Annotated in this window: 19 protein-coding genes and 1 tRNA gene; 10 read left to right on the top strand and 10 right to left on the bottom strand. The window is 69.3% G+C overall.

Annotation, left to right across the window (positions count from 1 at the left end; genetic code table 11):
• The first annotated feature begins 44 nt into the window (after positions 1-44).
• Positions 45-1,577, top strand: a complete 1,533-nt coding sequence (locus SSMG_RS39070) for a hypothetical protein (RefSeq protein ID WP_063632075.1) — start codon at positions 45-47, stop codon at positions 1,575-1,577.
• On the opposite strand, the gene SSMG_RS39065 is transcribed toward SSMG_RS39070, so the two are convergent.
• The 3 genes from SSMG_RS39065 to SSMG_RS39055 form a co-directional block, all read right to left on the bottom strand.
• Positions 1,539-3,587 (bottom strand): hypothetical protein, encoded by a 2,049-nt coding sequence (locus SSMG_RS39065; RefSeq protein WP_009085588.1) that lies wholly within the window; start codon positions 3,585-3,587, stop codon positions 1,539-1,541. The genes SSMG_RS39070 and SSMG_RS39065 overlap by 39 nt on opposite strands.
• A 39-nt stretch (positions 3,588-3,626) precedes the next feature.
• Entirely contained in the window at positions 3,627-4,112 is a 486-nt protein-coding gene (locus SSMG_RS39060) for a hypothetical protein (RefSeq protein ID WP_009085585.1), read from the bottom strand.
• Between the two features lie 268 nt (positions 4,113-4,380).
• Positions 4,381-4,466, bottom strand: a tRNA-Leu gene (locus SSMG_RS39055).
• 130 nt (positions 4,467-4,596) lie between these two features.
• On the opposite strand from SSMG_RS39055, the gene SSMG_RS39050 reads away from it, so the two are divergent.
• The 7 genes from SSMG_RS39050 to pknB all read left to right on the top strand — a co-directional run bounded on the left by SSMG_RS39050 (position 4,597) and on the right by pknB (position 13,943).
• Positions 4,597-5,823, top strand: a complete 1,227-nt coding sequence (locus SSMG_RS39050; RefSeq protein ID WP_009085583.1) for an FhaA domain-containing protein — start codon at positions 4,597-4,599, stop codon at positions 5,821-5,823.
• 102 nt (positions 5,824-5,925) lie between these two features.
• Positions 5,926-6,387, top strand: a complete 462-nt coding sequence (locus tag SSMG_RS39045; RefSeq protein ID WP_037718919.1) for an FHA domain-containing protein — start codon at positions 5,926-5,928, stop codon at positions 6,385-6,387.
• Positions 6,384-7,760 carry a PP2C family serine/threonine-protein phosphatase gene (locus tag SSMG_RS39040; RefSeq protein ID WP_009085578.1) on the top strand — a complete coding sequence of 459 codons (1,377 nt, stop codon included), beginning with the start codon at positions 6,384-6,386 and terminating at the stop codon, positions 7,758-7,760. Before SSMG_RS39045 ends, SSMG_RS39040 begins: the two co-directional genes overlap by 4 nt.
• Complete coding sequence (locus tag SSMG_RS39035; protein ID WP_009085576.1) at positions 7,760-9,247, top strand: FtsW/RodA/SpoVE family cell cycle protein; 1,488 nt, start codon at positions 7,760-7,762, stop codon at positions 9,245-9,247. The genes SSMG_RS39040 and SSMG_RS39035 overlap by 1 nt, the downstream gene beginning before the upstream one ends.
• Positions 9,244-10,707, top strand: coding sequence for a penicillin-binding protein 2 (locus SSMG_RS39030; RefSeq protein ID WP_009085574.1), 1,464 nt, complete (start codon positions 9,244-9,246; stop codon positions 10,705-10,707). The genes SSMG_RS39035 and SSMG_RS39030 overlap by 4 nt, the downstream gene beginning before the upstream one ends.
• Before the next feature lie 3 nt (positions 10,708-10,710).
• A complete protein-coding gene (locus SSMG_RS39025; RefSeq protein ID WP_009085572.1) occupies positions 10,711-11,952 on the top strand; it encodes a serine/threonine-protein kinase in 1,242 nt (413 codons plus the stop codon).
• Positions 11,949-13,943: a Stk1 family PASTA domain-containing Ser/Thr kinase gene (pknB, locus tag SSMG_RS39020; RefSeq protein ID WP_009085571.1), complete on the top strand. Its 1,995-nt coding sequence runs from the start codon at positions 11,949-11,951 to the stop codon at positions 13,941-13,943. The genes SSMG_RS39025 and pknB overlap by 4 nt, the downstream gene beginning before the upstream one ends.
• Before the next feature lie 68 nt (positions 13,944-14,011).
• Here pknB and SSMG_RS39015 read toward each other — a convergent pair whose 3' ends face one another.
• The 4 genes from SSMG_RS39015 to SSMG_RS39000 form a co-directional block, all read right to left on the bottom strand.
• Positions 14,012-14,338, bottom strand: a complete 327-nt coding sequence (locus tag SSMG_RS39015) for a hypothetical protein (protein ID WP_009085569.1) — start codon at positions 14,336-14,338, stop codon at positions 14,012-14,014.
• Between the two features lie 362 nt (positions 14,339-14,700).
• Positions 14,701-15,345, bottom strand: a complete 645-nt coding sequence (locus SSMG_RS39010; RefSeq protein ID WP_009085558.1) for a hypothetical protein — start codon at positions 15,343-15,345, stop codon at positions 14,701-14,703.
• Positions 15,333-16,154 (bottom strand): ATP-binding cassette domain-containing protein, encoded by an 822-nt coding sequence (locus tag SSMG_RS39005; RefSeq protein ID WP_009085556.1) that lies wholly within the window; start codon positions 16,152-16,154, stop codon positions 15,333-15,335. Before SSMG_RS39005 ends, SSMG_RS39010 begins: the two co-directional genes overlap by 13 nt.
• Positions 16,151-16,795, bottom strand: a complete 645-nt coding sequence (locus tag SSMG_RS39000; protein ID WP_009085554.1) for an aminodeoxychorismate/anthranilate synthase component II — start codon at positions 16,793-16,795, stop codon at positions 16,151-16,153. The genes SSMG_RS39005 and SSMG_RS39000 overlap by 4 nt, the downstream gene beginning before the upstream one ends.
• Before the next feature lie 83 nt (positions 16,796-16,878).
• On the opposite strand from SSMG_RS39000, the gene SSMG_RS38995 reads away from it, so the two are divergent.
• A complete protein-coding gene (locus tag SSMG_RS38995) occupies positions 16,879-18,222 on the top strand; it encodes an FAD-dependent oxidoreductase (RefSeq protein WP_009085552.1) in 1,344 nt (447 codons plus the stop codon).
• Here SSMG_RS38995 and SSMG_RS38990 read toward each other — a convergent pair.
• Positions 18,219-19,115 (bottom strand): NADP-dependent oxidoreductase, encoded by an 897-nt coding sequence (locus SSMG_RS38990; RefSeq protein WP_037718913.1) that lies wholly within the window; start codon positions 19,113-19,115, stop codon positions 18,219-18,221. The two genes, SSMG_RS38995 and SSMG_RS38990, sit on opposite strands and share 4 nt — an antisense overlap.
• Positions 19,116-19,177: 62 nt before the next feature.
• Here SSMG_RS38990 and SSMG_RS38985 point away from each other — a divergent pair, with 62 nt between their 5' ends.
• Positions 19,178-19,771 (top strand): TetR/AcrR family transcriptional regulator, encoded by a 594-nt coding sequence (locus tag SSMG_RS38985; RefSeq protein WP_199841110.1) that lies wholly within the window; start codon positions 19,178-19,180, stop codon positions 19,769-19,771.
• On the opposite strand, the gene SSMG_RS38980 is transcribed toward SSMG_RS38985, so the two are convergent.
• Both SSMG_RS38980 and SSMG_RS47455 read right to left on the bottom strand, forming a co-directional pair.
• Entirely contained in the window at positions 19,764-20,420 is a 657-nt protein-coding gene (locus tag SSMG_RS38980; RefSeq protein ID WP_009085546.1) for a response regulator transcription factor, read from the bottom strand. The genes SSMG_RS38985 and SSMG_RS38980 overlap by 8 nt on opposite strands.
• Positions 20,360-22,162: a sensor histidine kinase gene (locus SSMG_RS47455; protein WP_037718911.1), complete on the bottom strand. Its 1,803-nt coding sequence runs from the start codon at positions 22,160-22,162 to the stop codon at positions 20,360-20,362. The genes SSMG_RS38980 and SSMG_RS47455 overlap by 61 nt, the downstream gene beginning before the upstream one ends.
• Positions 22,163-22,190: the final 28 nt, after the last annotated feature.

Raw genomic sequence — 22,190 nt, 5'->3', positions numbered from 1 at the left:
AAAGCAGGTGGCGGACCTTCGACCCGGTCGTCGTGCTCGGGGTCGTGCGCACCTGGACTTCGGCGATCAAGCTGCTCGAAGTCTGCCGTCTGTTCCAGGATGACCAGCGGATTCGCTTCACGTTCACGGTAGACCGCGGCTCCCGCTTCAGCGCGGGCGTCGAGGAGTTGCTCGCCCGCGCACAAGCGCATCGCACGCCGTGGGAAAACGTTCCGGAACTCAATTACGCACTCGCGATCACCGCCAGCGAAAACATCGATTTCGACCACATCTCCGGTCCAGTGCTCGTCCTTCCGCACGGCGTCGGATTCCACAAGTACGTTCCCGACGCCGGTTCTGCCGGCCTCCGGCTTTCCGGGCTGATCCCGTCGGCGGCGCTGCGGTCCGGGCGGGTGCTGATGGCGGTGTCGCATCCGAGCCAGCAGACGCAGTTGCGCGACGCCGACCCGCTGACCGACGGACAGACCGTGCTCGTCGGCGATCCGCAGTTCGAGCAGCTCGTCCGCAGCGAACCGCACCGCGACCACTACCGCGCCGTCCTTGGAGTCGCGGGGCGCAAGTTCGTGCTGGTCAGCTCCACCTGGGGAAAGACCTCGCTGATCGGCCGCCGCCCGCGTCTTCCCGCGGAGCTGCTGGCAGCACTGGACTACGACTCCGCAGCGGTAGGTCTCGTGCTGCACCCCAACGTCTGGTCACGCTACCGGCCGTTCCAGATCCGCTCCTGGTTCGCCGCCGCCGAGGACGCCGGACTGCTGCTTCTCCCGCCGGAACGCGGATGGCAGGCCGCCCTCGTCGCCGCGGACGTCGTCGTCGGCGACCACGGCTCGGTCTCCTTGCTCGCAGCCGCGACCGGACGGCCGTTGCTGCTCGGCGCGTTCGGCAGCGAGGTCGTGCCCGGAACCAGCGCCGCACTGCTCGGTCAGCACGCGTCCCGGCTCACCCGCGACCGGCCGTTGCGGGACCAGATCGCCGAGGCGGAAACCCAGCCCTGGCAAGAAGATCTCGCCGAACGCACCTTCGCGAACCCGCACGGGGCAGCCGCGGAACTGCACGCGCTCGTCCTCCGGCTAGCGAATCTCGAACCCCGTCCGCTCGAACTCCTGCGTGCACCGGACCCGGAACCGAATCCAACCGCTCCGCTCGCCTTCACCACTTATCCGGAGTTCGCCGGCCCGGATTCCCTTACCTTGCAGCGATTTCCCCGCTCGGTAGAAGAATGGCGACCCGACTTCGAGCGAGCCGCAACGAAGCTGAGACACGTGGTCGCCGACGAAAGCGACGACAACCTCGGCCGAATAAGCAACGCGACCGTACTCACCCGAACTGCTCTGCATCGAGCACCGGAAGACTGGTGCGCCAACGCATTGCGGCTCCACCCCGCCTGCACGCTGGCCGCAGCCGCCGTCCCGGACGGATGCGTCGCCCGCACCAGGGACGGCGAGATGTTCCGTGTCACTGGCGAAGCGGACCTCGCCGCCCTGGCCTCTGCGCTGCACGCGTGCCTGGCGACCGGCCGGGAGCGCGACCGCCCGTTGTCGCTACGACTCGGCTCCCTCGAGACCACCGTCGTTTTCTGACAGCTCCTCGGCCCGCGGACTGCCCAGTTCTCGATACAGCTGAATCGCCCGCTCCAGGTTCCTACGCGCCTCCGCAGGATTCCCCTCGACCAGAGCCGCGTGCAGTGATTCCCGCGCCTGAGCCTCGTAAAACGTCGCCCCGCTCTTTTGGAAAGCCTCCGCCGCCGCGGTCAACGCCTCAACGCCGCCCGGCAGCCCACTGCGTACGCGCACCTGCCCGGTGATCAGCATGGCGCGCGCAGCCGACCGCCCGTCGCCAAGCTCGCCGAACGCGCGGTGCGCCGCGTCCAGTTCGCGCAGCCCCTCCGCGTCGCGGAGCGACTGCCCGAGGAACATCCGGCTCAGCGCCTCGCCGCGCTTTTCCCCGGCTGCCTCGTTCAGCTCGATCGACTCGCGGTACCGCTGCCGCGCCAGTTCCGGCTGGTCGGTCAAATCGTGGTACCGCCCAGCGAATTCCCGCACCGATGCCCGCAGCACGAGGTGCCCGTCCTCGTCCGCCAACTCGATCGAACGGCGCACGAAGTCCCCGGCTTGCTCGAACTGCCCGCTGTCCGTCAACGGACGCGACGCGAGACTGCGCAACCGCGCCTCCGCCGCTCGATTCCCGGCCTCCTCCGCGGCCTCGATGCCGTGCCGGAGACTGCTGAGCGAATCGGCGTGCCGCTTGCGATCGAAGTAGTAGGCCGCGAGCGATTCGGCGATCTGCCAGATCTCGTCGACCAGGCCGATCTGCTTGGCCACCGGCAGCAGTTCGTGCAGCGCGCGCCGGTTCTCCTCGAACCAGCCCAGCCCGTTGGCCCGCCGGTCGTCGGTGAACGGGTCCGCGATCTCCGGCGCGTCCGCGACCCGGTACCGCTCGACCCCGATCATCGCCGCGTCCGCGTAGTAGGCGGCGTCGCGGAACCCGCGCACCACCCGGGCGAGCGCCTCGCAGGTCTCCTCGTCGCCCAATCCCGAAAGGGACGCCGCGTGGTCGTGGACGAGCGGGTGCATGGAGTACCGGCCGCGCTCTTCCTGGAGCACCTTCAGCAGGACCAGTTCGGCGAGAATATCCCTCGACGTGGCTTCGTCCAGCCCGAGCAGCAGAGCGAAGACCGGCGCGGGGAAATCGATCGCCGGGTACGCGCCCAGCAACCGGTACGCACGCTGGGCGGGCCGGGTCGCTTCCTGATACGTCGCTTCGAACACCGGATCCCCCTTGTTCGGCCCGCGGTCGGACCGCATCAGCTCGGCGCGCGAACGGCGAAGCCGAGCCGCCAGCTCCGGCAACGAAGGACACCGCCCGACCACGACGAGCGTCGCGGCGTTCCGCAGGGCCAACGGCAATCCGCCGCAGTAGCCGAGGACCTCGGCGAGCACCGGATCGTCCGTCTCCGCGTCCAGTCCGCTCAGCTCACGGAACAACTCAGCAGCCTGCTTGTCGTCGAGCGGCTTGACTTTGATCAGCTTTCCGTCGAAATCATCGACCGCGAGCCGTGACTCCACCCGGCCCGCGACGAGTACCAGCCAGTCCCGTCCGCCAGGCATCAGCTGCAGAAACTGCTCGGATTCGGTGACGTTCTCCAGCAGCAGCACGCCAGGCGCTCCGGACGACCGGCTCCGCCACAGACTCGCCAGCCCAGGTTCGGCGGGCATCACCTCGTCGCGGACCCCGTCGCGACGCAACAACGAACGCAACGCCGCGGGTATCACCGCCTCACCGTCGACCGTATGCGTGGCGTAGTCCGTGTAATAGGCCCCGCCGGGGTAGCGGTCTTTCACGTGCTCGGCGACATACCGGGCCAACGCCCGCCGCCCGGCCCCGGTCAACCCGTCGAACACGAAAAGCGGCACCCGCTGAGCTTTAAGGCAGGCCTCGATCTGCTTCTCCCGCCCGACCAAACGCCGCACCGCCCGCGGCGTTTCGTGCGGCACGACGCGCTCGGGTCCGGGCAACTGCTGGTTGAGCGTGCCGATGTACTGCGCCTGCACGAGAGAACCACCGTCGACCGACCCGACTTCGTTGTGCACCGTCCACCCCTCACCCCGAGTGACCGCCAGCTTACCGATTCAGCGCGGCGCGAGCATCAACATCGAGCCGTCTTCCCAGTACAAACAGGCAGGCGAAGGACTCCACCGCGCACTCCCCTGCCACACCACGACCGGTTCGCCGTCCCGCAGTTCAACCAACGCCACCCGCGCCGCCCCACGCACCACGGCAATATCTCCGCGACGCCCCTTCAACCCGGCGGCCACGGCGAACGCCTCCCCGCGCGCCGGCCCACTGGGCACAGCCACCGGTTTCCGGCGTCGCTTCGGGACTGTCACGAATTCCCACAGGGCCAGGAAGGGCCAGGCGAGGTTGGCGAGGATCTCGAGGACCGACTCCGCGACGCATCCCAGCGATCGATCAGCCCGCTCGCGCCGCCGATCGCGCCCCACCTTGACCCGCCCCAGCACCACGACTTGGACGGGCTCGCGCCAGTCGCCCTCGAAATGCTGCTCGATCCGGGCACTCGGCTCCAGGCCCATCAGCCACCCATCCGATTCGGTCATCGCGCCCCGGAACCGTACCGACTCAGCCCGCGCGCGAAGGGAAGAAAGCGAAAAGCGGTGCTCAAGTTGATCGAGCCAAGAAGCGCCACGACCGCCAAACCCCGAAAGTGTGCCCTGGCACACACCCAAGCCCCAGTGCCGCCTAAGCCCCCACCCTGCCAACCGCAGCCGATGGCACCGCGGGGGTCCGGGGACTCGGCCCCCGGGCGAAAGAACGACCGAAAACGGAAAAGGCCCCCAGTCGCGCAAGCGGCTGGGGGCCTGACCATGGTGGGCGAGGAGGGAGTTGAACCCTCACGTCCTTTCGGACACACGGACCTGAACCGTGCGCGTCTGCCATTCCGCCACTCGCCCGAGTTGCTTCCTTGAGGCAGCCAGCAAAGCTTAGCAGGGCCTTCTGACGGGTTTCACCGGGGGCATGCCCAACCCTTCCAACCCCGGATAGGATCGATGCGGAAGCACACGTGTGAGGAGGTTGTCCCCGGTGGGTCGCGTTGAGCGGTTCGACAGGCGGCTCGAGAACCTGGTGGGGAATACTTTCGCGCGCATGTTCGGCGGCAACGTCGTCACGCAGGAAGTGGCGGTTGCGCTCGAGAGGGAAGGCGAGGAGAACGTTCGTGAGCTGGCAGGCGGTCGGCAGCTCGCCCCGAATCACTACATCGTGTCGTTGGGGGCGGCTGACCACGATCGCATGGCCGGCGATGAGCAGCGGGTCACCGGGGTTCTCGCGAGGGCGGTGGCGGAACACCTCGCCGCGCAGGGCTGGGACACCTATGGTGACGTCGTCGTATCACTCGAGCGCAACGAGGCGCTGCATACTGGACAGTTCAAGACCCGTTCGTCCGTCGATCCCGACGCCCGCGCGACCGCGGGGGAAGGGCCGTCACGGTCGGCACGACCCAGCAACGCAGGAGACCCACCAATGAGCCAGCCCCCCGGCTACGGCCAATACGACCAGGGTGACCCGTACGGCCAGCACGGCGGCCAGTACGGCTACGGACAGCAGGGTGGCCAGCAGCCCGGGTACGACCAGGGTTACGGCGGTCAGCCGCAGCAGGGCTACGAGCAGGGCTACGGCGGCCAGCCCCCCGCGCAGGGCTACGACCAGTACGGCGGCCAGGGCCAGCAGCCCGGGTACGACCAGGGTTACGGGCAGGCCCCGCAGGGCGGCTACGACCAGGGTTACGGCCAGCAGGGCGGGTACGACCAGGGCTACGGCCAGGCTCCCCAGGCCGGATACGACCAGGGTTACGGCCAGGCCCCGCAGGCGGGTTACGACCAGGGTTACGGGCAGGCCCCGCAGGCCGGGTACGACCAGGGTTACGGCCAGCAGGGCGGGTACGACCAGTACGGCGGGCAGCCGCAGGCGGCGTACGGCCAGGACCCGTACGCGCAGCAGGGCGCGCCGGCCGCGGGTCGTCAGCTTCAGGCGAGTCTCCAGCTGGACGACGGCTCCAACCGCACCTACTCGCTGAAGCAGGGCGGCAACGTCGTGGGCCGCGGGCAGGACGCCGACTTCCGGCTCCCGGACACCGGCGTTTCGCGGCGGCACCTGGAGATCACCTGGGACGGGCAGAGCGCGACGCTCGCCGACATCGGGTCGACCAACGGGACCACGGTCAACGGCACTCCGGTGCAGACGTGGCAGCTGGCGGACGGCGACGTGATCCGGGTGGGTCATTCGTCCCTGGTCTTCCGAACCCAGGGCTGATCGCAGACCGTCCACAGGGTTCCCGCAGAATTGTCTTGCGGGGGGAACCGCGGCGTGCGTGGCGCCGCGGCTTGCAGGCACAGGCGGGAGCGGACACAACAAGTGCCAGAGCTGGTCGTTCAACTCACCAGAGTGGGCTTTCTCGTGCTGCTCTGGCTCTTTGTGTTCGCCGCGCTCCGAGTCGTGCGCTCGGACCTCTACGCCGCGTCGGGCCTGCGAGTCCAGGTGCCGTCCTTCCGCCGCAACAAGGAGAAGAAGCCGCGGGGCAGCAAGGCCCCGCAGCAACTGCTCGTGACGCACGGGGCCCTCGCGGGCACCCGCATCGCGCTCGACGGGCGGCCGATCCTCATCGGCCGCGCCGACGACTCGACGCTGGTGCTCGACGACGACTACGCGTCGACCCGGCACGCCCGGATCGCGCTGCGCGGGGAGGACTGGTACGTGGAAGATCTGGGCTCGACGAACGGGACCTACCTCGACCGGGCTAAGGTCACTGCACCCCTCCGGGTCCCGCTCGGAGTCCCCATCCGGATCGGCAAGACGGTGATCGAGCTTCGCCCATGACTCTCGTCCTCCGCTACGCGGCCCGCAGCGACCGGGGCCTGGTGCGTTCCAACAACCAGGACTCCGTCTACGCCGGCCCGCGTCTCCTCGCGCTCGCCGACGGCATGGGCGGGCACGCCGCAGGTGAGGTGGCCAGCAAGGTCGTCATCGCCTCGCTCGCCCCGCTCGACGACGACGAGCCGGGCGACGACCTGCTCGCTCAGCTTCGCGAAGCCGTCCAGAACGGCAACGCGGCGATCGCCGAACTCGTGTCCCAGGACCCGGATCTGGACGGCATGGGCACGACGCTCACCGCCGTCCTGTTCGCCGGGAGCAGAATTGGTCTGGTCCATGTCGGCGACTCGCGCGCGTATCTGATGCGCGGCGGCCAGTTCGCCCAGATCACCCGGGACGACAGCTTCGTCAACGAACTGCTCGAACAGGGCCGCATCACGCCGGAAGAAGCCGCGGTGCACCCGCAGCGGTCGTTGCTGCTCAAAGCGCTCACCGGACACGAGGTCGAGCCGAGCCTGACCGTGCGCGAGGCGCGTCCCGGTGACCGGTACCTGATTTGCTCCGACGGTTTGTCCGGAATGGTCAGCGACGAGACGCTCGCCGAGGCCGTGCAGATCCCGGATCCGCAGGACTGCGCCGACCGGATGATCGAACTGGCCCTCAAGGGCGGCGGCACGGACAACGTGACCGTCATCATCGCCGACGTGGTCGACGTCGATTTCGGCGACGACGCCCCGATCGTGGGCGGGGCCGCCGGCGACGGCAGCGACGAGATGCACCAGGGCGATTCCCCCGCCGCGAGAGCGCGGGCGCTGACTCAGCCGCCTCCTCCGCCGCGGCCGGAAGCGCAAGCCCCGCAGGAAGATCCCAAGGCGAAACGGCGGAAACGGTTCCGCTGGCTCGTGGGGGCGGTCGTGGTGCTGATCGTGCTGGGCGCCGCCGCGATCGCGACTCGATACTTCGTGCTCAGCCAGTACTACGTCGGAGAAGGCCCCGATCAGGAAGTCGTGATCTACCGCGGCGTCCCGGGCAGCATCCTCGGCATCGACCTGCACTCGCTCGAGCAGGGCTCGTGCCCGCCGGGCCAGCTGTGCACCGACAAGCTCCGCGTCACCGCGTTGCAGGAGGACGCGCGGATCGCCGTGCAGAACGGCGTCAAACGCGACAGCCTCGACGACGCGCGCAAGTACATCGACGATTTCCTGCGTCTCAAGAAGAAGCTGTCGGACTGCAAGCCGACTCCTCTTCCGGGCGTCCCGCAGTCGGGCGCGCCCTCGTCCAGCGTGCCGCCGCCCGGCGGCACGCCTTCGTCGGCGAACCAGCCTGCGGGGAGGGACTGCTCGACGGCGGGTACGCCGCCGACGGGGGGCGGTAACTGATGGGCCAGCCATTGGCCGACCCGACGTCCGCCCAGTTCGCCACGAATCCGCCGCGAGAACTCCCCAAGCGCAGGGGCACGGAGCTCGCGTTGCTGGCGTTCGCCGCGGGCATCGTCACCCTCGCCCTGGTCATCGTCGAAGCCAACCAGGAGCAGGAGCTGACGCTCTCGATCCTGTGGGTGGGACTCGCTTATCTCGGCGTGCTCGCCACGACGCACCTCGCCGTTCGCCGCTGGGCCCCGTACGCCGACCCGGTGCTGCTGCCGTGCGTCGCGCTGCTGAACGGGATCGGGCTGGTGATGATTCACCGGCTCGATCTGGCGAATGCCGAATCGTTCATGCAGCGCGGCAAGGAGTACTCGCCGGAGATCACCAAGCAGCTGCTGTTCACCGCGGTTTCGCTGGTGCTGTTCGTGGTCGTGCTGGTGGTGGTCAACGACCACCGCACGCTGACCCGCTACAGCTACATCTGCGGGCTGGTCGGGCTCGGCGCACTGGCGCTGCCCGCGGTGCTGCCCAGCAGCCTGTCCGAGGTCAACGGCGCGAAGGTGTGGCTGAAGCTGCCGTTCTTCTCGATCCAGCCGGGCGAGTTCGCGAAGCTGCTGCTGATGATCTTCTTCGCGTCGTTCCTGGTGTCCAAACGCGACTTGTTCATGGTGGCGGGCAAGAAGTTCCTCGGCGTGGAGCTGCCGCGCGCGCGTGATCTGGGCCCGATCCTGATCGCCGCCGCCGCGGCCATCGGCATCCTCGTGTTCGAAAAGGACCTCGGCACGTCGCTGCTGTATTTCAGCATCATCCTGGTGATGCTCTACGTCGCGACCGAACGCGCGATCTGGATCGCGGTCGGGCTGACCTTCTTCGTCGGCGGCTGCCTCATCGCCTACAACCTGTTCGGCCACGTCCAGCAGCGAGTGGAGAACTGGACCGACCCGCTCGGCCCGCGCTACGACGCGCGCGGCGGCAGCTACCAGCTCGCCCAGGCGCTGTTCGGGCTCGGCACCGGCGGCGTCGGCGGCACCGGGCTCGGCGCCGGCCGCCCGGACATCCCGCCCGCCGCGAGCACCGACTTCATCACCGCCGCGATCGGCGAGGAACTCGGCTTCATCGGACTGGCCGCGGTGCTGATGCTGTACCTGCTGCTCGCGATGCGCGGCATGCGCAGCGCGCTGGCCGTGCGCGACACGTTCGGCAAACTGCTCGGCGGCGGGCTCGCCTTCACCATCGTGATCCAGATCTTCGTGGTCGTCGGCGGCGTCACCGCGCTCATCCCGGAAACCGGCGTCACCGCGCCGTTCCTGTCCTACGGCGGCTCCTCGCTGCTGGCCAACTACATCCTGGTCGCCCTGATGCTGCGGATCTCGGACGCGGCGCGCAGGCCGGCCACCCGGCCGAAGCCGCAGCAGCCGCAGGCTCCGATCGCCGAGGCGCACACCGTGATGGTGCGGCGTCCGCCAGCCGAGGGCGACCCGAACGGGAGGACCGCGTGAACGCGCCCCTGCGCAAGGTCGGCATGGCGATGCTCGTGATGATCGTGCTGCTGCTGGCCAACGACACCTACGTCCAGGTCATCAAGGCCGACGCGTACCGCACCGATCCGCGCAACCAGCGCGTGCTCTACGACGAGTACTCGCGCCAGCGCGGCCAGATCGTCACGCCGGACGGCACCGTGCTCGCCGGGGTGAAGCCCTCGACCGACAAGTTCAAGTTCTTCCGCACCTACGCCGACGGGCCGATGTACGCCCCGGTCACCGGGTACTACTCGATCAACTACGGCGCGGGCGGCCTCGAGCGCGCCGAGGACGACGTGCTGAACGGGTCGGACCCGCGGCTGTTCGTGCGCCGGCTGTCGGACATGGTCACCGGCCGCGACCCGCGCGGCGGCAACGTGAAGCTCACCATCGACCCGAAGGTGCAGAAGGCCGCCTACGACCTGATGACGAAGCGCGGCTACACCGGCGCGGTGGTCGCGATGGAGCCGAAGACCGGCCGCATCCTGGCGATGGTCTCGACCCCGTCGTACGACCCGAACCAGCTGGCCACGCACGGCACCGACCAGAACAAGGCGTGGTCGGCCTACTCGAGCGACCCGAAGAACCCGATGCTGAACCGGGCGATCTCGGAGAACTACCCGCCGGGGTCGACGTTCAAGATCGTCACCGCGGCCGCGGCGCTGGAAAGCGGGATCGGCCCGGACACCCAGGTCAGCACCGCGCCGAACGTGCAGCTGCCGGGCACGAACACGACGCTGGAGAACTACGGCGGCGAGACCTGCCCGGGCAACACGTTCAAGGACGCGCTCGCGCACTCGTGCAACGTCCCGTTCGCGACCTTCGCCGGCCAGCTCGGCGCGGACAAGATGAAGGCGGCCGCGGCCAACTTCGGCATCGGGCAGAACGACCTGACCGTGCCGATGCGGGTCGTCCCTTCGACCGTCGGCCCGCTCGACTCGCCGGGCGCGCTCTACCAGAGCGGCATCGGCCAGCGCGACGTCCGGCTCACGCCGCTGCAGGACTGCCTGCTCTCGGCGACCGTCGCGAACAACGGCTACGCGATGAAACCGCAGCTGATCCAGTCGATCCTGGCCCCGGACCTGTCGACGATCGAGAACGTCGACCCGGAGCAGCTCACCGGCAAGCCCGCGCTGTCGCCGGAGAACGACAAGATCCTCACCGACATGATGATCGCGTCGGAGTCCTTCACCAAGGGCGGCGGCAAGAACGACGCGCTGAAGATCGCCTCGAAGACCGGTACCGCCGAGCACGGCGCCGATTCGAAGAACACCGCGCCGCACGCGTGGTACACCGCGTTCGCGCCGTCGGACAACCCGCAGATCGCCGTGTCGGTCATCGTCGAGAACGGCGGCAACCGCGGTCTCGCCGCGACCGGCGGCACGGTGGCCGCCGAGATCGGCCGCGCCGCCATCGCCGCCCGCCTCGGGGGTGGATAGCCGATGCTGTCCTCGGGTCAGCTGCTGGCCGAGCGCTACAAGCTGACGAACCGGATCGCCGTCGGCGGGATGGGCGAGGTCTGGCAGGCGAGCGACACCCGGCTCGACCGGATCGTCGCGGTGAAGGTGCTGAAGGCCGAACTGTCCGGCGACGCCGAATTCCTGCACCGGTTCCGGACCGAGGCGAGGATGACCGCCTCGCTCAACCACGCCGGGATCGCCGCGGTGCACGACTACGGCGAGACGGTCGACGAGGACCTGTCCATCGCGTACCTGGTGATGGAGTACGTGGAGGGCGATCCGCTGGCGGGCATCCTCGCCAAGCACGGGCGGCTCACCGCGGACTACACGCTCGACCTGCTCGAGCAGGCGGGCAACGCACTGCAGGCCGCGCACGAGCAGGGCCTGGTGCACCGCGACGTGAAACCGGGCAACATCCTGGTCACCCCCGCGGGCAAGGTGAAGATCACCGACTTCGGCGTGGCCAAGGCCGCCGACGCGGCTCCGGTCACCCGGTCCGGCATGGTCATGGGCACAGCGCACTACATCGCGCCGGAGCAGGCGCTCGGCCAGGACGCGGAGCCGGCCAGCGATGTCTATTCGCTCGCCGTGTGCGGGTACGAATGCCTCGCCGGGCACCGGCCGTTCCTGTCCGAGAACGCGGTGACCGTCGCGATGATGCACATCCGCGACGTTCCGCCGCCGCTTCCGCCGGACGTCCCGCCGGGCGCGCGGGCGGTGATCGAGGCGACGCTGGTGAAGGACCCCCGGCAGCGGTACGCGAGCGGCGGCGAGTTCGCCGGCGCGGTCGCCGCGGTCCGCGCCGGACGCCCGCTGCCCACCCCGCTCGGCCTGGTCAACGCCGCCTACGCGGCGGGACAGCCGCCGGTGCCGCAGGCGGCTCCCGGCGCGCCGGTCGGGCCCAGTTCCAACCCGGCGTTCCGGCCGCTCTCGGCTCCGCCGGGTCCCCCAGGCCCGCCGGTGCGGCCGGGTCCGCCGGTCCCGCCGCCGAAGCGGAACCAGTGGGGCTGGTGGGTGCTGCTCGCGGTGGTCGTCGTCGTGGTCCTGGTGGCCGTGGCGTTCCTGATCGCGAGAGTGGTGTCCTCCGGCAACGGCGGACCGCCGCGAAGCGTGGACAACGGGAGCGAACCGACCTCAGCCACCCCGGCCGGCACGAGCGAGGCCCAGGGCCTGCAAGGCATGATGACCACACCTTGGACGGAATGGAACGGCACGAAGCGATGACGACACCCAGACTGCTCTCCAATCGGTACGAGCTGGGCGACACGCTCGGGTACGGCGGTATGTCCGAGGTCCACCACGGGCACGACGTGCGGCTGGGCCGGGAAGTCGCGATCAAGGTCCTGCGCGCGGACCTCGCCCGCGATCCGCAGTTCCAGGAGCGGTTCCGGCGCGAGGCGCAGAACGCCGCCGCGCTGAACCACCCCGCGATCGTCGCCGTGTACGACACCGGCGAGGCGAACACCGACGTCGGGCCGCTGCCGTACATCGTCATGGAGTACGTCGAAGGCCGGACGCTGCGGGACATCGTCAAGACCGAGGGCCCGCTGTCGCAGAAGCGCGCGATGGAGGTCATGGCCGACGTCTGCGCCGCGCTCGACTTCTCGCACCGGCACGGCATCGTGCACCGCGACGTGAAGCCGGCGAACGTGATGATCACGAAGAACGGCGCCGTCAAGGTGATGGACTTCGGCATCGCGCGCGCCATGCACGACGGCCAGTCGGCGATGACGCAGACCGCGGCCGTCATCGGCACCGCCCAGTACCTCTCGCCGGAGCAGGCGCGCGGCGAGTCGGTGGACGCCCGGTCGGACGTCTACGCGGCGGGCTGCGTGCTGTACGAACTGATCACCGGAGAGCCGCCGTTCACCGGCGATTCCCCGGTCGCGGTGGCGTACCAGCACGTGCGGGAGGACCCGAACCCGCCGTCGTCGGTGAACCCGGCGGTGTCGCCGGAGCTGGACGCGGTCGTGCTGAAGGCCCTGGCCAAGGGCCCGGCTAACCGGTACCAGTCGGCCGCGGAAATGCGGTCGGACCTGGTCCGGACGCTGTCCGGGCAGCGGCCGTCGGCCCCCATGGTGATGTCGGACGACGAGCGCACCCAGGTGATGAACGCCGACCGGCGCCAGCCGCAGGCCTACGACGAGTACGCCGACGAGCCGGAAGAGGACCCGCGCGCCAAGCGCCGCCGCCGGATCATCTTCGGCCTGATCGCCGCGCTGCTCGTGGCGGGCGTGGTGCTGCTGATCTTCTGGCTGAACGGAGCGTTCCGCGACAAGGCCGAGAACGCGCAGATCCCGCAGGTGATCAACCACCAGCTGGTGGAGGCGAAAGCGTCGCTGCAGCAGGCGGGCTTCTCGTCGTTCGCGCCGAACAAAGAAGTGGTGTGCGGCCCGGAGGCGAGCAACCCCGGCGGCCTGACGTGTACCGAGGACCAGATCGGCAAGGTCATCGCGATCGACCCGCCGGTCGGCCAGTCGGTGCCGACCACGTCCACGATCACCCTCACCGTCGGCAAGCAGCCGGGCACCACCACCGTGCCGGACCTGCGCGGCAAGTCGCCGGACGACGCGAAGGCGGCGCTCGACCAGGCCAAGCTGAAGCTCGGCAACACGACCTCGCAGCCGGTCGACAACCCGAGCGACGTCGGCAAGGTCGTGTCGCAGAACCCGACCGCGAACTCCCAGAGCCCCGAGGGCACGCCGGTGGACATCGTCGTCGGATCGGGCCTCACTCAGCGGGAAGTCCCGAACACGGTCGGCAAGGACTACGCGACGGCGAAGCAGATCATCCAGAACGCCGGGTTCAAGCCCCAGCGGGTCGACCAGGCCTCGGACCAGCCGAAGGACCAGGTCATCGAGCAGCAGCCGAACGGCGGCAACCTGCCCCCGAACAGCCCGGTGAAGCTGATCGTGTCGACCGGCCCGCAGCAGATCCAGATGCCGGACCTGACCGGCATGACCCAGGACCAGGCGACGCGGCAGCTGCAGAGCCTGGGCTGGTCGGGCAGCATCCAGACGCAGTCGACTTCGTCCGGCAGCGGCAAGCCCAACACCGTGGTGAAGCAGAACCCGCAGGCGGGCAGCCAGATCAGCCCGAACCAGACGATCGTGCTGACGATCAAGGAGGACGACGGCAGCGGCGGCTCGCCGACGTCCAGCTCCACCGGCGGGATCTTCCCGCCGGGCGGGATCCGCAACAACAACGGCGGCTGATCCGCTCGTCTCGCAAAGGAGGGCCCGCACGGTGCGCACCGTGCGGGCCCTTTTTTCGCGCCGGCCGATCAGTCCTGGTCGAGGAAACTCCGCACGCTGGCGACCACCTCGTCGACGTCGTGCCCGCCGCAGTCGACGTCCAGCTCCTCGACGGCCCCGGAACGTTTCACGGTGAGCGACACCCGCCGTCCGTCGCGCTGCCGGTGCAGCCAGCCGAAAAGCGACCGGCAGAAGGCCCCCGCCGACCGGCTGCTCACCATCACGACCACGCCGCTGCCCGGCCCGGCGAGCCGCACCCGCCCGGCCAGTTCGTCCTCGGCGCCGAGCCAGGAAACCAGGTGCTGCAACTCGTCCGCGGAGCCGTCCACGGTGATCGCGGCGATCCCTGCCGTCACGGATGCTCCCCTCGCGGGCCCAACAGACGGCGCGAGGGTAACCGACTCGCCACCGGGGCCGGAACCCCCAAATCGGCATTTGCCTAATGCAATTTGCAAACTACAGTGCTCAGCGCTGTCGGAGAAGCTGCTTGACCAGCGCTAAGAGACCCCTGAGCGCCCCGAGCGAGAAAGCGGTGCCGCATTCGCGGCCCGAACGGAAGTGGTTGCCCTGGGCCACCTTGGGGAGAATATTCCACCCTCCGCCCACGGTTCCCGGCACTGCGAAGACTGCTGCTGGTATCCATCGCCCGCATTTTCGGTCGAGGCATTTCCCGCCGCGCGAGAGCTGCATTCCAGTTCGAGCTTGTCCTCGCCCTTGTTCAAGACCGGCGCGCCGAAACCGCGCCCACCACCGTCACGCTCGCCGCCAGGAGCACCACCGACGTACCCACCGCCAACGCGAGCGGGCCGCCGTACGGAGAACCGCTCATCAACGCTTCCAGCAGCGGATGCACCAGCGGAACCCACTTTCCCAGCAACACCACGCCAAGCACGAGAACCGCGGCGAGCACCGTCCAGCCGATGCGCGACACCAGCAGTCGCGAGCACGGCAGGCCGATCGCGATGCCGGCCAGAGCGCACGCCAGATGCGTCGCCAGTCCGGTGCCGATGAGCTGTCCCTGCAACTGATTCCGATGCGTCGCGGCCCACGCGACGGTCGCCACCGTGCACACCACAGTGCAGCCGAAGACCGTCAGCACGGCGCCGCCGATGGTTTTGCGGTTGCCGCCGGCGTGGTTGAGCGTGATCAGGCGCTGCACCGGATCCTCGATGTCCAGCAACGCGATCGTGAGCCAGCAACCGAGTACGAGAACCCCCGCGCCGCTCACGCCGTACAGCGGAAGCACTGGCGAACTCGGGTCTGCGTAAAGGATCGAGCACAACGCGAGGTACGCGAGCCCGGCGGGCAGATAGCGCTGCGAATGCCCCAGCAGCGCCAGGTAATAGCGGCTCACTGCGAGCACGGCGCCACCTCCCGCACCGACCAGCCGCCGGACAGCGCGCGCAGCAGTACGGCGTCGGCGTGTTCGGCGTCGACCGTCAGGACCACGCCGCCCGCCTGGTCGGCGACGGCGTGCACGCCGGGTTCGGCGGACCAGTTGTCGACGCTCGACGACACCGGCAGCAGCGTGATCCGCTTCCGCTCCGGATGCGTTTCCCACGGCGCGAGGCGGCCGGATTCGAGCCGGTACACCTCGCCGGCGTGTGCGCGGACGACGTCCGGTCGATGGTCGGTGAACACGACGCTCGCGCCGCGATCCCGGGTTTCCGCGACCAGTTCGCCGAGCACCGCGTGCGTGCCGACGTCGAGGCCGGACCAGGGTTCGTCGAGGATCAGCAGGTCCGGCCGCGCCAGCACGGCTTGCGCCAGGCCGACCTTCTGCGCGTTGCCCTTCGACAGCGTGCGCAACTGCGCGTCCGGGCTGCCGACCAGCGCGAGCCGGTTCAGCAGCGGATCGATCCCGGACAGGTCAGCGAGCCCGCGAATCCGCGCGAGATGCCGCAGGTACGCCCGCGCGCTCAGCCGCTGGCCGCCGGGGAAGCGGTCCGGCAGGTAGCCGACCGCCGGGCTCCCGGAGATTTCGCCGTACGACGCGCGCGACACCCCGGCGAGGATCCGCAGCAGTGTCGATTTGCCCGATCCGTTGGCGCCGAGGATGCCGACCACCTGTCCGGCGGGCACCTCGAAATCGATGTGCGTCAGGACCGGTTCGCCGCTGCCGTACCGCTTTCCGACTCCGCTGAGCCGGATCAGCGGAGTCGGCGCGGTCACGCAGCCGCGGCCTTCTGCAGCGCGCGAGTGGCCCGCTCCAGATCGTCGACGACGGTCGGCTCCACCGGGTGGCCCGCCAAGGCCATCCAGTTCGCCAGCATCCGGTGGCCGCATTCGGTGAGCACGGATTCGGGGTGGAACTGCACGCCCTCGAGCGGCAGTTCGCGGTGCCGCATGCCCATCACGATGCCGCTCTCGGTCGAGCCGGTGACCTCGAAAATGTCCGGATCGATGGTGTCCGGCAGCACAGTGAGCGAGTGGTAGCGCGTGGCGGTGAACTCCTCCGGCAGCCCGGCGAGGATGCCGGCGCCGGTGTGCCGGACCTGACTCGTCTTGCCGTGCAGCAGCTCTTCCGCCCGGTCGACGGTGGCTCCGAAGTGCACGCCCAGCGCCTGGTGGCCGAGGCAGACGCCCAGCATCGGCGTGCGCGTCTCGGCGCATTTCGCGATCACTTCGATGCTCTGACCTGCGCGTTCCGGCGTTCCGGGACCCGGGGAGACGAGCACCGCGTCGAATTCCGGCACGCGTTCGAGGTCGACGACGTCGTTGCGCCACACCGTGCAGTCGGCGCCGAGCTGCGCCAGGTACTGGACGAGGTTGTAGACGAAGCTGTCGTAGTTGTCGACGACGAGAACGCGCATGCCGCCAGCTTAGCGGCTCCCACCTGCTGGACCGTACGCCAGATCACAGTGATTGTTAGGATCACCTAACTTACCGTGGACCGGTGAGCCGAATCCTTCGTGTCGCCGTCGTGGGCGCCGGTCCCGCCGGCATCTACGCCGCCGACCTGCTGGACAAGTCCGACGCGGACGTCGAGATCGACCTGTTCGAGCGCATGCCCGCGCCGTTCGGGCTGATCCGCTACGGCGTCGCGCCCGACCACCCGCGCATCAAGGGCATCGTCAACGCCCTGCACAAGGTGCTGGACCGGCCGAACATCCGGCTGCTCGGGAACGTCGACTACGGCACCGACCTGAAGCTGGACGACCTGCGCGAGTTCTACGACGCGGTCATCTTCGCGACCGGCGCGATGGCCGACCGCGCGCTCGACCTCCCCGGCATCGATCTCGAAGGCAGCCACGGCGCCGCGGACTTCGTGTCCTGGTACGACGGCCACCCGGACGTGCCGCGCACCTGGCCGCTCACCGCGTCGTCGGTCGCGGTGCTCGGCGTCGGCAACGTCGCGCTGGACGTGGCGCGCATGCTCGCCAAGACCGCCGACGAACTGCTGCCGACCGACATCCCGGCGAACGTCTACGAGGCGCTGAAGGCCAGCCCGGTCACCGACGTGCACGTGTTCGGCCGCCGCGGTCCGGCGCAGGCGAAGTTCTCGCCGCTGGAACTGCGCGAACTGGACCATTCGCCGAACGTCGAGGTGATCGTGCACCCCGAGGACATGGAGTTCGACGAGGCGAGCGTCGCCGAACTCCGGTCGTCGAAGCAGACCGACATGGTCGTGAAGACGCTGCAGGAATGGGCGATTCGCGACGAAGGCGACCGCCCGCGCCGCTTGCACCTGCACTTTTTCCATTCGCCGGTCGAGGTGCTCGGCGAGGACGGCAAGGTCGTCGGCCTGCGCACCGAACGCACCGAGTACCGGGACGGCAAGGTCGTCGGCACCGGCGAATTCCACGACTGGGACGTGCAGGCCGTGTACCGCGCGGTCGGCTATCTGTCGTCGCACCTGCCGGAAATCCCGTTCGACCACAGCGCGGGCGTGATCCCGAACCAGGGCGGCCGGGTGCTGGACCTGGACGAGAACCAGGTCCCCGGCGTCTACGTGACGGGCTGGATCAAGCGCGGCCCGGTCGGCCTGATCGGACACACGAAGGGCGACGCGGCCGAGACCGTCGCGAACCTGCTGGCGGACGCGGACACGCTCGCCGCGCCGCGGCATTCGTCGCCGGACGCGATCCTGGAATTCCTGACCGCGCGCGGGATTTCGTTCACCACCTGGGAAGGGTGGGGCAAACTCGACGCGCACGAGAAGTCGCTCGGCGAGGCCGAGGGCCGCGAGCGGATCAAGGTCGTGGAGCGCGACGAGATGGTGCGAGTTTCCCGCGGTTAATTCAGGTAGACGATCTTCCCGCGGGCGTGCCTGCTTTCGCTCAGCTCGTGCGCGGCCGCGGCTTCGCTCAGCGGGAAGGTCGCTGCGACCGGGATGCTCAAGCGTCCTTCCTCCGCGAGTTTTACCGCTGCGGCAAGGCCGTGTACCGCCAACGGATCCGCGCCGGGGATCGCGGCGCTGTGCGAAAAGTGCACGCCATGCCGCGGCGCGGTGCCGTCGGTGATCGTGACGACCCTTTTCGGATCTCCGGCGATCTCGATCAGGTCCGGCAACGCTCCCCCGGCGCAGTCGAAAACCGCGTCAACGCGGCCGACCCGGTCGACCAGCCCTGGACCGTAAGCCGTCGGCTCGGCCCCGAGGGACCGCAGGAAATCGTGGTTGCGCGGGCTCGCAGTGCCGATCACCGCGGACCCGCGAGCGATCGCCAACTGGACGGCGACCGTCCCGACCCCGCCCGCCGCGCCGTGCACCAGGATCGTTCCGCCCGGAAGCTGATCCAACACCCGGGTCGCGGTTTCGACTGCCCCCGCGGCACCCCCGGCCTCGGCCCAGCTCCACGTGTCCGGTTTAGCCGCCCAATGCACCAACACGGCGTACTCGGCGTTGGCTCCGCGACGCCCCGCGTCCGTCATGCCGAAGACGTGCTGGCCAGGCTCGATTCCAGCGACCCCGTCGCCCACCTCGTCGACCACGCCAGCCGCGTCGTACCCGGTCCGGAACGGCAACGTCACGAGGTCTTTCCGCGCACCGGCTCGGATAGCGGTTTCGCCCGCGGAAAAACCGGACGCACGAACGGAAATCCGAATCTCCCCAGGCCCGGCATGCGGTTCGGCGACATCCGCGACGTACACGACACTGGGCGGGCCATACTGGTCAAACTGGACGGCTTTCACGCGTTCGACGGTATTCCAGCAGGTCAGCCACACCGGCGGAAGTGAGAGGGGCGGGGCCCGAAGTGAGACGAACCGACGCCGCCCACAACCGAATCCGCATCCTCGCGGCAGCGCGAGTGGCCTTCACGGTCCGCGGATACGGCGTACCGATCCGGGAGGTCGCGCGACAGGCCGAGGTGAGCGTCGCGACGGTTTATCGACATTTCCCGACCAAAGACGCGCTGATCGCCGAAGCTTTCGCCGAGGAACTGGCACTTTGCTCGTCGATCGTCGAGGAGGGTTTGGCGGCGGCTGATCCGTGGCAGGGTTTCGTCCTGGTGCTGGAGAAGCTGACCGAGGTGCACGCGCGGGAGCAGGGATTCCGCGCGTTCGTCGCCCAACTGCCACGCCGACCCGACTTCACCGCCGACCGCGCCCGAACGCTGCGGTTGCTGCTGGAACTCATCCGCCGGGCGAAGGCCTCCGGTGAACTGCGTGCCGATTTCGTGCTGGAGGATTTGGTGCTGGCGTTGGTCGCCAACGAGGGCATCCAGGTGGAACCAGCCACCGCCCGAATCGCAGCGGTCCGTCGGTTCACGGCGTTGCTGATCCAGTCTTTTCGGGCGCACCCGGAGGCCGGCCAACTACCGCCTGCGGTGCGGGTGCCGCTCAGCTAGAACCGAGGAATTTCAGCACTGCGAGCACCCGGCGATTCGTGTCGTCTGAAGCGGAAATCCCGAGTTTGGCGAAGATATTCGCGGTGTGCTTGCCGACCGCGCCCTCGCTGAAGTGCAACCGGCTGGCGATCGCGGCGTTCGAACAACCTTCCGCCATCAAGCCGAGCACCTCGCGTTCCCGCGGCGTCAAGGCCGCCAACGGGTCGGAAGCGTTGCCAGTCACCAGTTTCGCGATCACTTCCGGATCCATCGCAGTACCGCCCGCGGCGACCCGGCGAACCGCGTCGATGAACTGCTCCGCGTTGAATACGCGATCCTTCAACAGATAACCGACTGCTCCAGTGCCGTCCGCCAGTAGTTCGCGCGCATACAACTGCTCGACATGTTGCGACAGAACGAGAATCGGCAACCCGGGCGTCTCTCGCCGGGCAGCGAGCGCGACCTGCAAACCCTCGTCGGTGTTGGTCGGCGGCATTCTGACGTCCACAATGGACACGTCGGGCCGGTGTTCGCGGAGCGCGGCGGCGAGTTCAGGCCCGGAACCGACGGCCGCGACGACGTCGAAGCCGTGCGCGGCGAGCAGATGGGTCAGGCCGTCTCGGAGGAGGTACTGGTCTTCGGCGACGACAGTCCGGGGTCGAGCAGGCACGGCACCTCCACAATCGCCTCCGTCGGGCCGCCCGGCGGGCTGGTCAGCGCCAACCTACCGGCGAATCCGGCCAGCCTCCGTTCGATCCCGCGCAAACCCGTCCCGCGCGCGGCGTCGGCACCGCCCTTGCCGTCGTCGGTCACAGTCGCGCGCAGCAGCCCGTCGAGATACTCCAGCACTATCGCCGCGCGCCGGGCCTCACCGTGTTTTGCCGCGTTGCCCAGCAATTCGCACACCGCGAAGTACGCACAAGCTTCCGCTGGTTGTTCGAGCCGCCCCGGCACCGAGGCCGTGACCTCGACTTTCAATGGACTGTCCAACGCCGCCGCACGCACCGCGTCGACCAGCCCGCGCTCCGACAACACCGGCGGATGGATGCCCCGCACCAGCGACCGCAGCTCGGTGAGCGCCTCCGACGACGCTTCCCGCAACTCGGCGGCCAGCTGTTTGGCCTTGTCCGGATCGCGGTCGATCAGCGCCTCCACCGCGCCGAGCTTCATCCCCATCGCGACCAGCCGAGACTGGATGCCGTCGTGCAGGTCCCGTTCGATTCTGCGCAGCTCGGCGGCCTGCGCGACGGTGACCTCGACCCGGGTCTGATCCAGCCGGTGGACGCGCTGGGCGAGCCGGGACGCTTCAGTCGGGCCGAGCAGCCACCTTCCGAGTTTCGCCTGGCACCTGGCGAGCCACGGCGTCGGCAGCAGTCCGACCGACACCGCCGCCAACGCCACCGGCGTCATCGCGAACGCGCCGCCGGTGCTCGTCACTTCAGGCAGGCCGACCATCCCGAACCAGCCGTGCGGGCCAGTGATCCACAGCGCGACCAGGCCGTACAACCCCCAGCCAACCAGCGCCGCCGACGGCACCCACAGCACCGGGAACACCACCGGCAGCAGCACAGCGGCGGCCATGTCCCGCCAGGTCGCGCGGTCGTGGAGCGCCCAGTGGATCCGGGCGCGCAGCATCGGCCACCACGGTTCCTCGTACAACTGCTTGCCGAACTGGTACAGCCCGTCGCCGCGCGGCACCGGCAGGGCGGGCGGCGGCAGGTACGGCTGGGCGATCCGCACGCCGGTCCAGCGTTCCGCTTCGCGGCGGAAGGTGTCGGCGACCGCGCGGCTCGCTCGCGTGACAGTCGGGAACACCGGCACCGCGCCGGTCAGCACGACGACTTGGGCGACCGCCACGCCCAGCTGCGCCAGGGAAATCGCCCACAGCCCGAGCTGATGCCCGAGCGCCTCGAACCGGCGGTGCAGCCAGCCCTTCCGGCGCGGGGCGCGCGGGCCGAGCCAGTACCGGGTCCACCGGGCGTACCCGCGCAGCGCGACCGGCCCGGCGACGAGGGAAAACACTGCGAAAACCAGCGCGACCAGCGGGTTCAGCAGCTGCCAGCCGAACTCCCGGCCGGTCGCCGGATCCTCCATGATCCACGTGAAACGTCGATTCCAGCGGATCCACCACGCCCGCCGGTAGAGCTGGGTGCCGTCGCGATACCAGCCGTCGCGCTCGCGTTCCGGGTCCGGCGGCGCGGGCCGGTACGGGCTCGGGATCTCCCGCCCGGTCCACCGGCTGACCAGCTCCCGAGTCCGCCGCGACCGGACGCGCGCGAGTTCGATGGCCGGCGAGAAGAAGAGCACGAGGCCGACGCACAACAGCGCGAACGCGATCAGTTCGAGCAGGAGGTCAACCCAGCTCACCGCCGCGAGACCGGCGAGTGTCCACGCGCGCCGCACCGACGTCATGGCACCCCCTTTCGCGCTCCAGTCTCGC

This window comes from Streptomyces sp. AA4 (assembly GCF_000158875.1).
Lineage (GTDB): Bacteria > Actinomycetota > Actinomycetes > Mycobacteriales > Pseudonocardiaceae > Amycolatopsis.
Note: the sequence above shows the minus strand (reverse complement) of the source record. Positions and strands in the feature narration are given on the sequence as shown.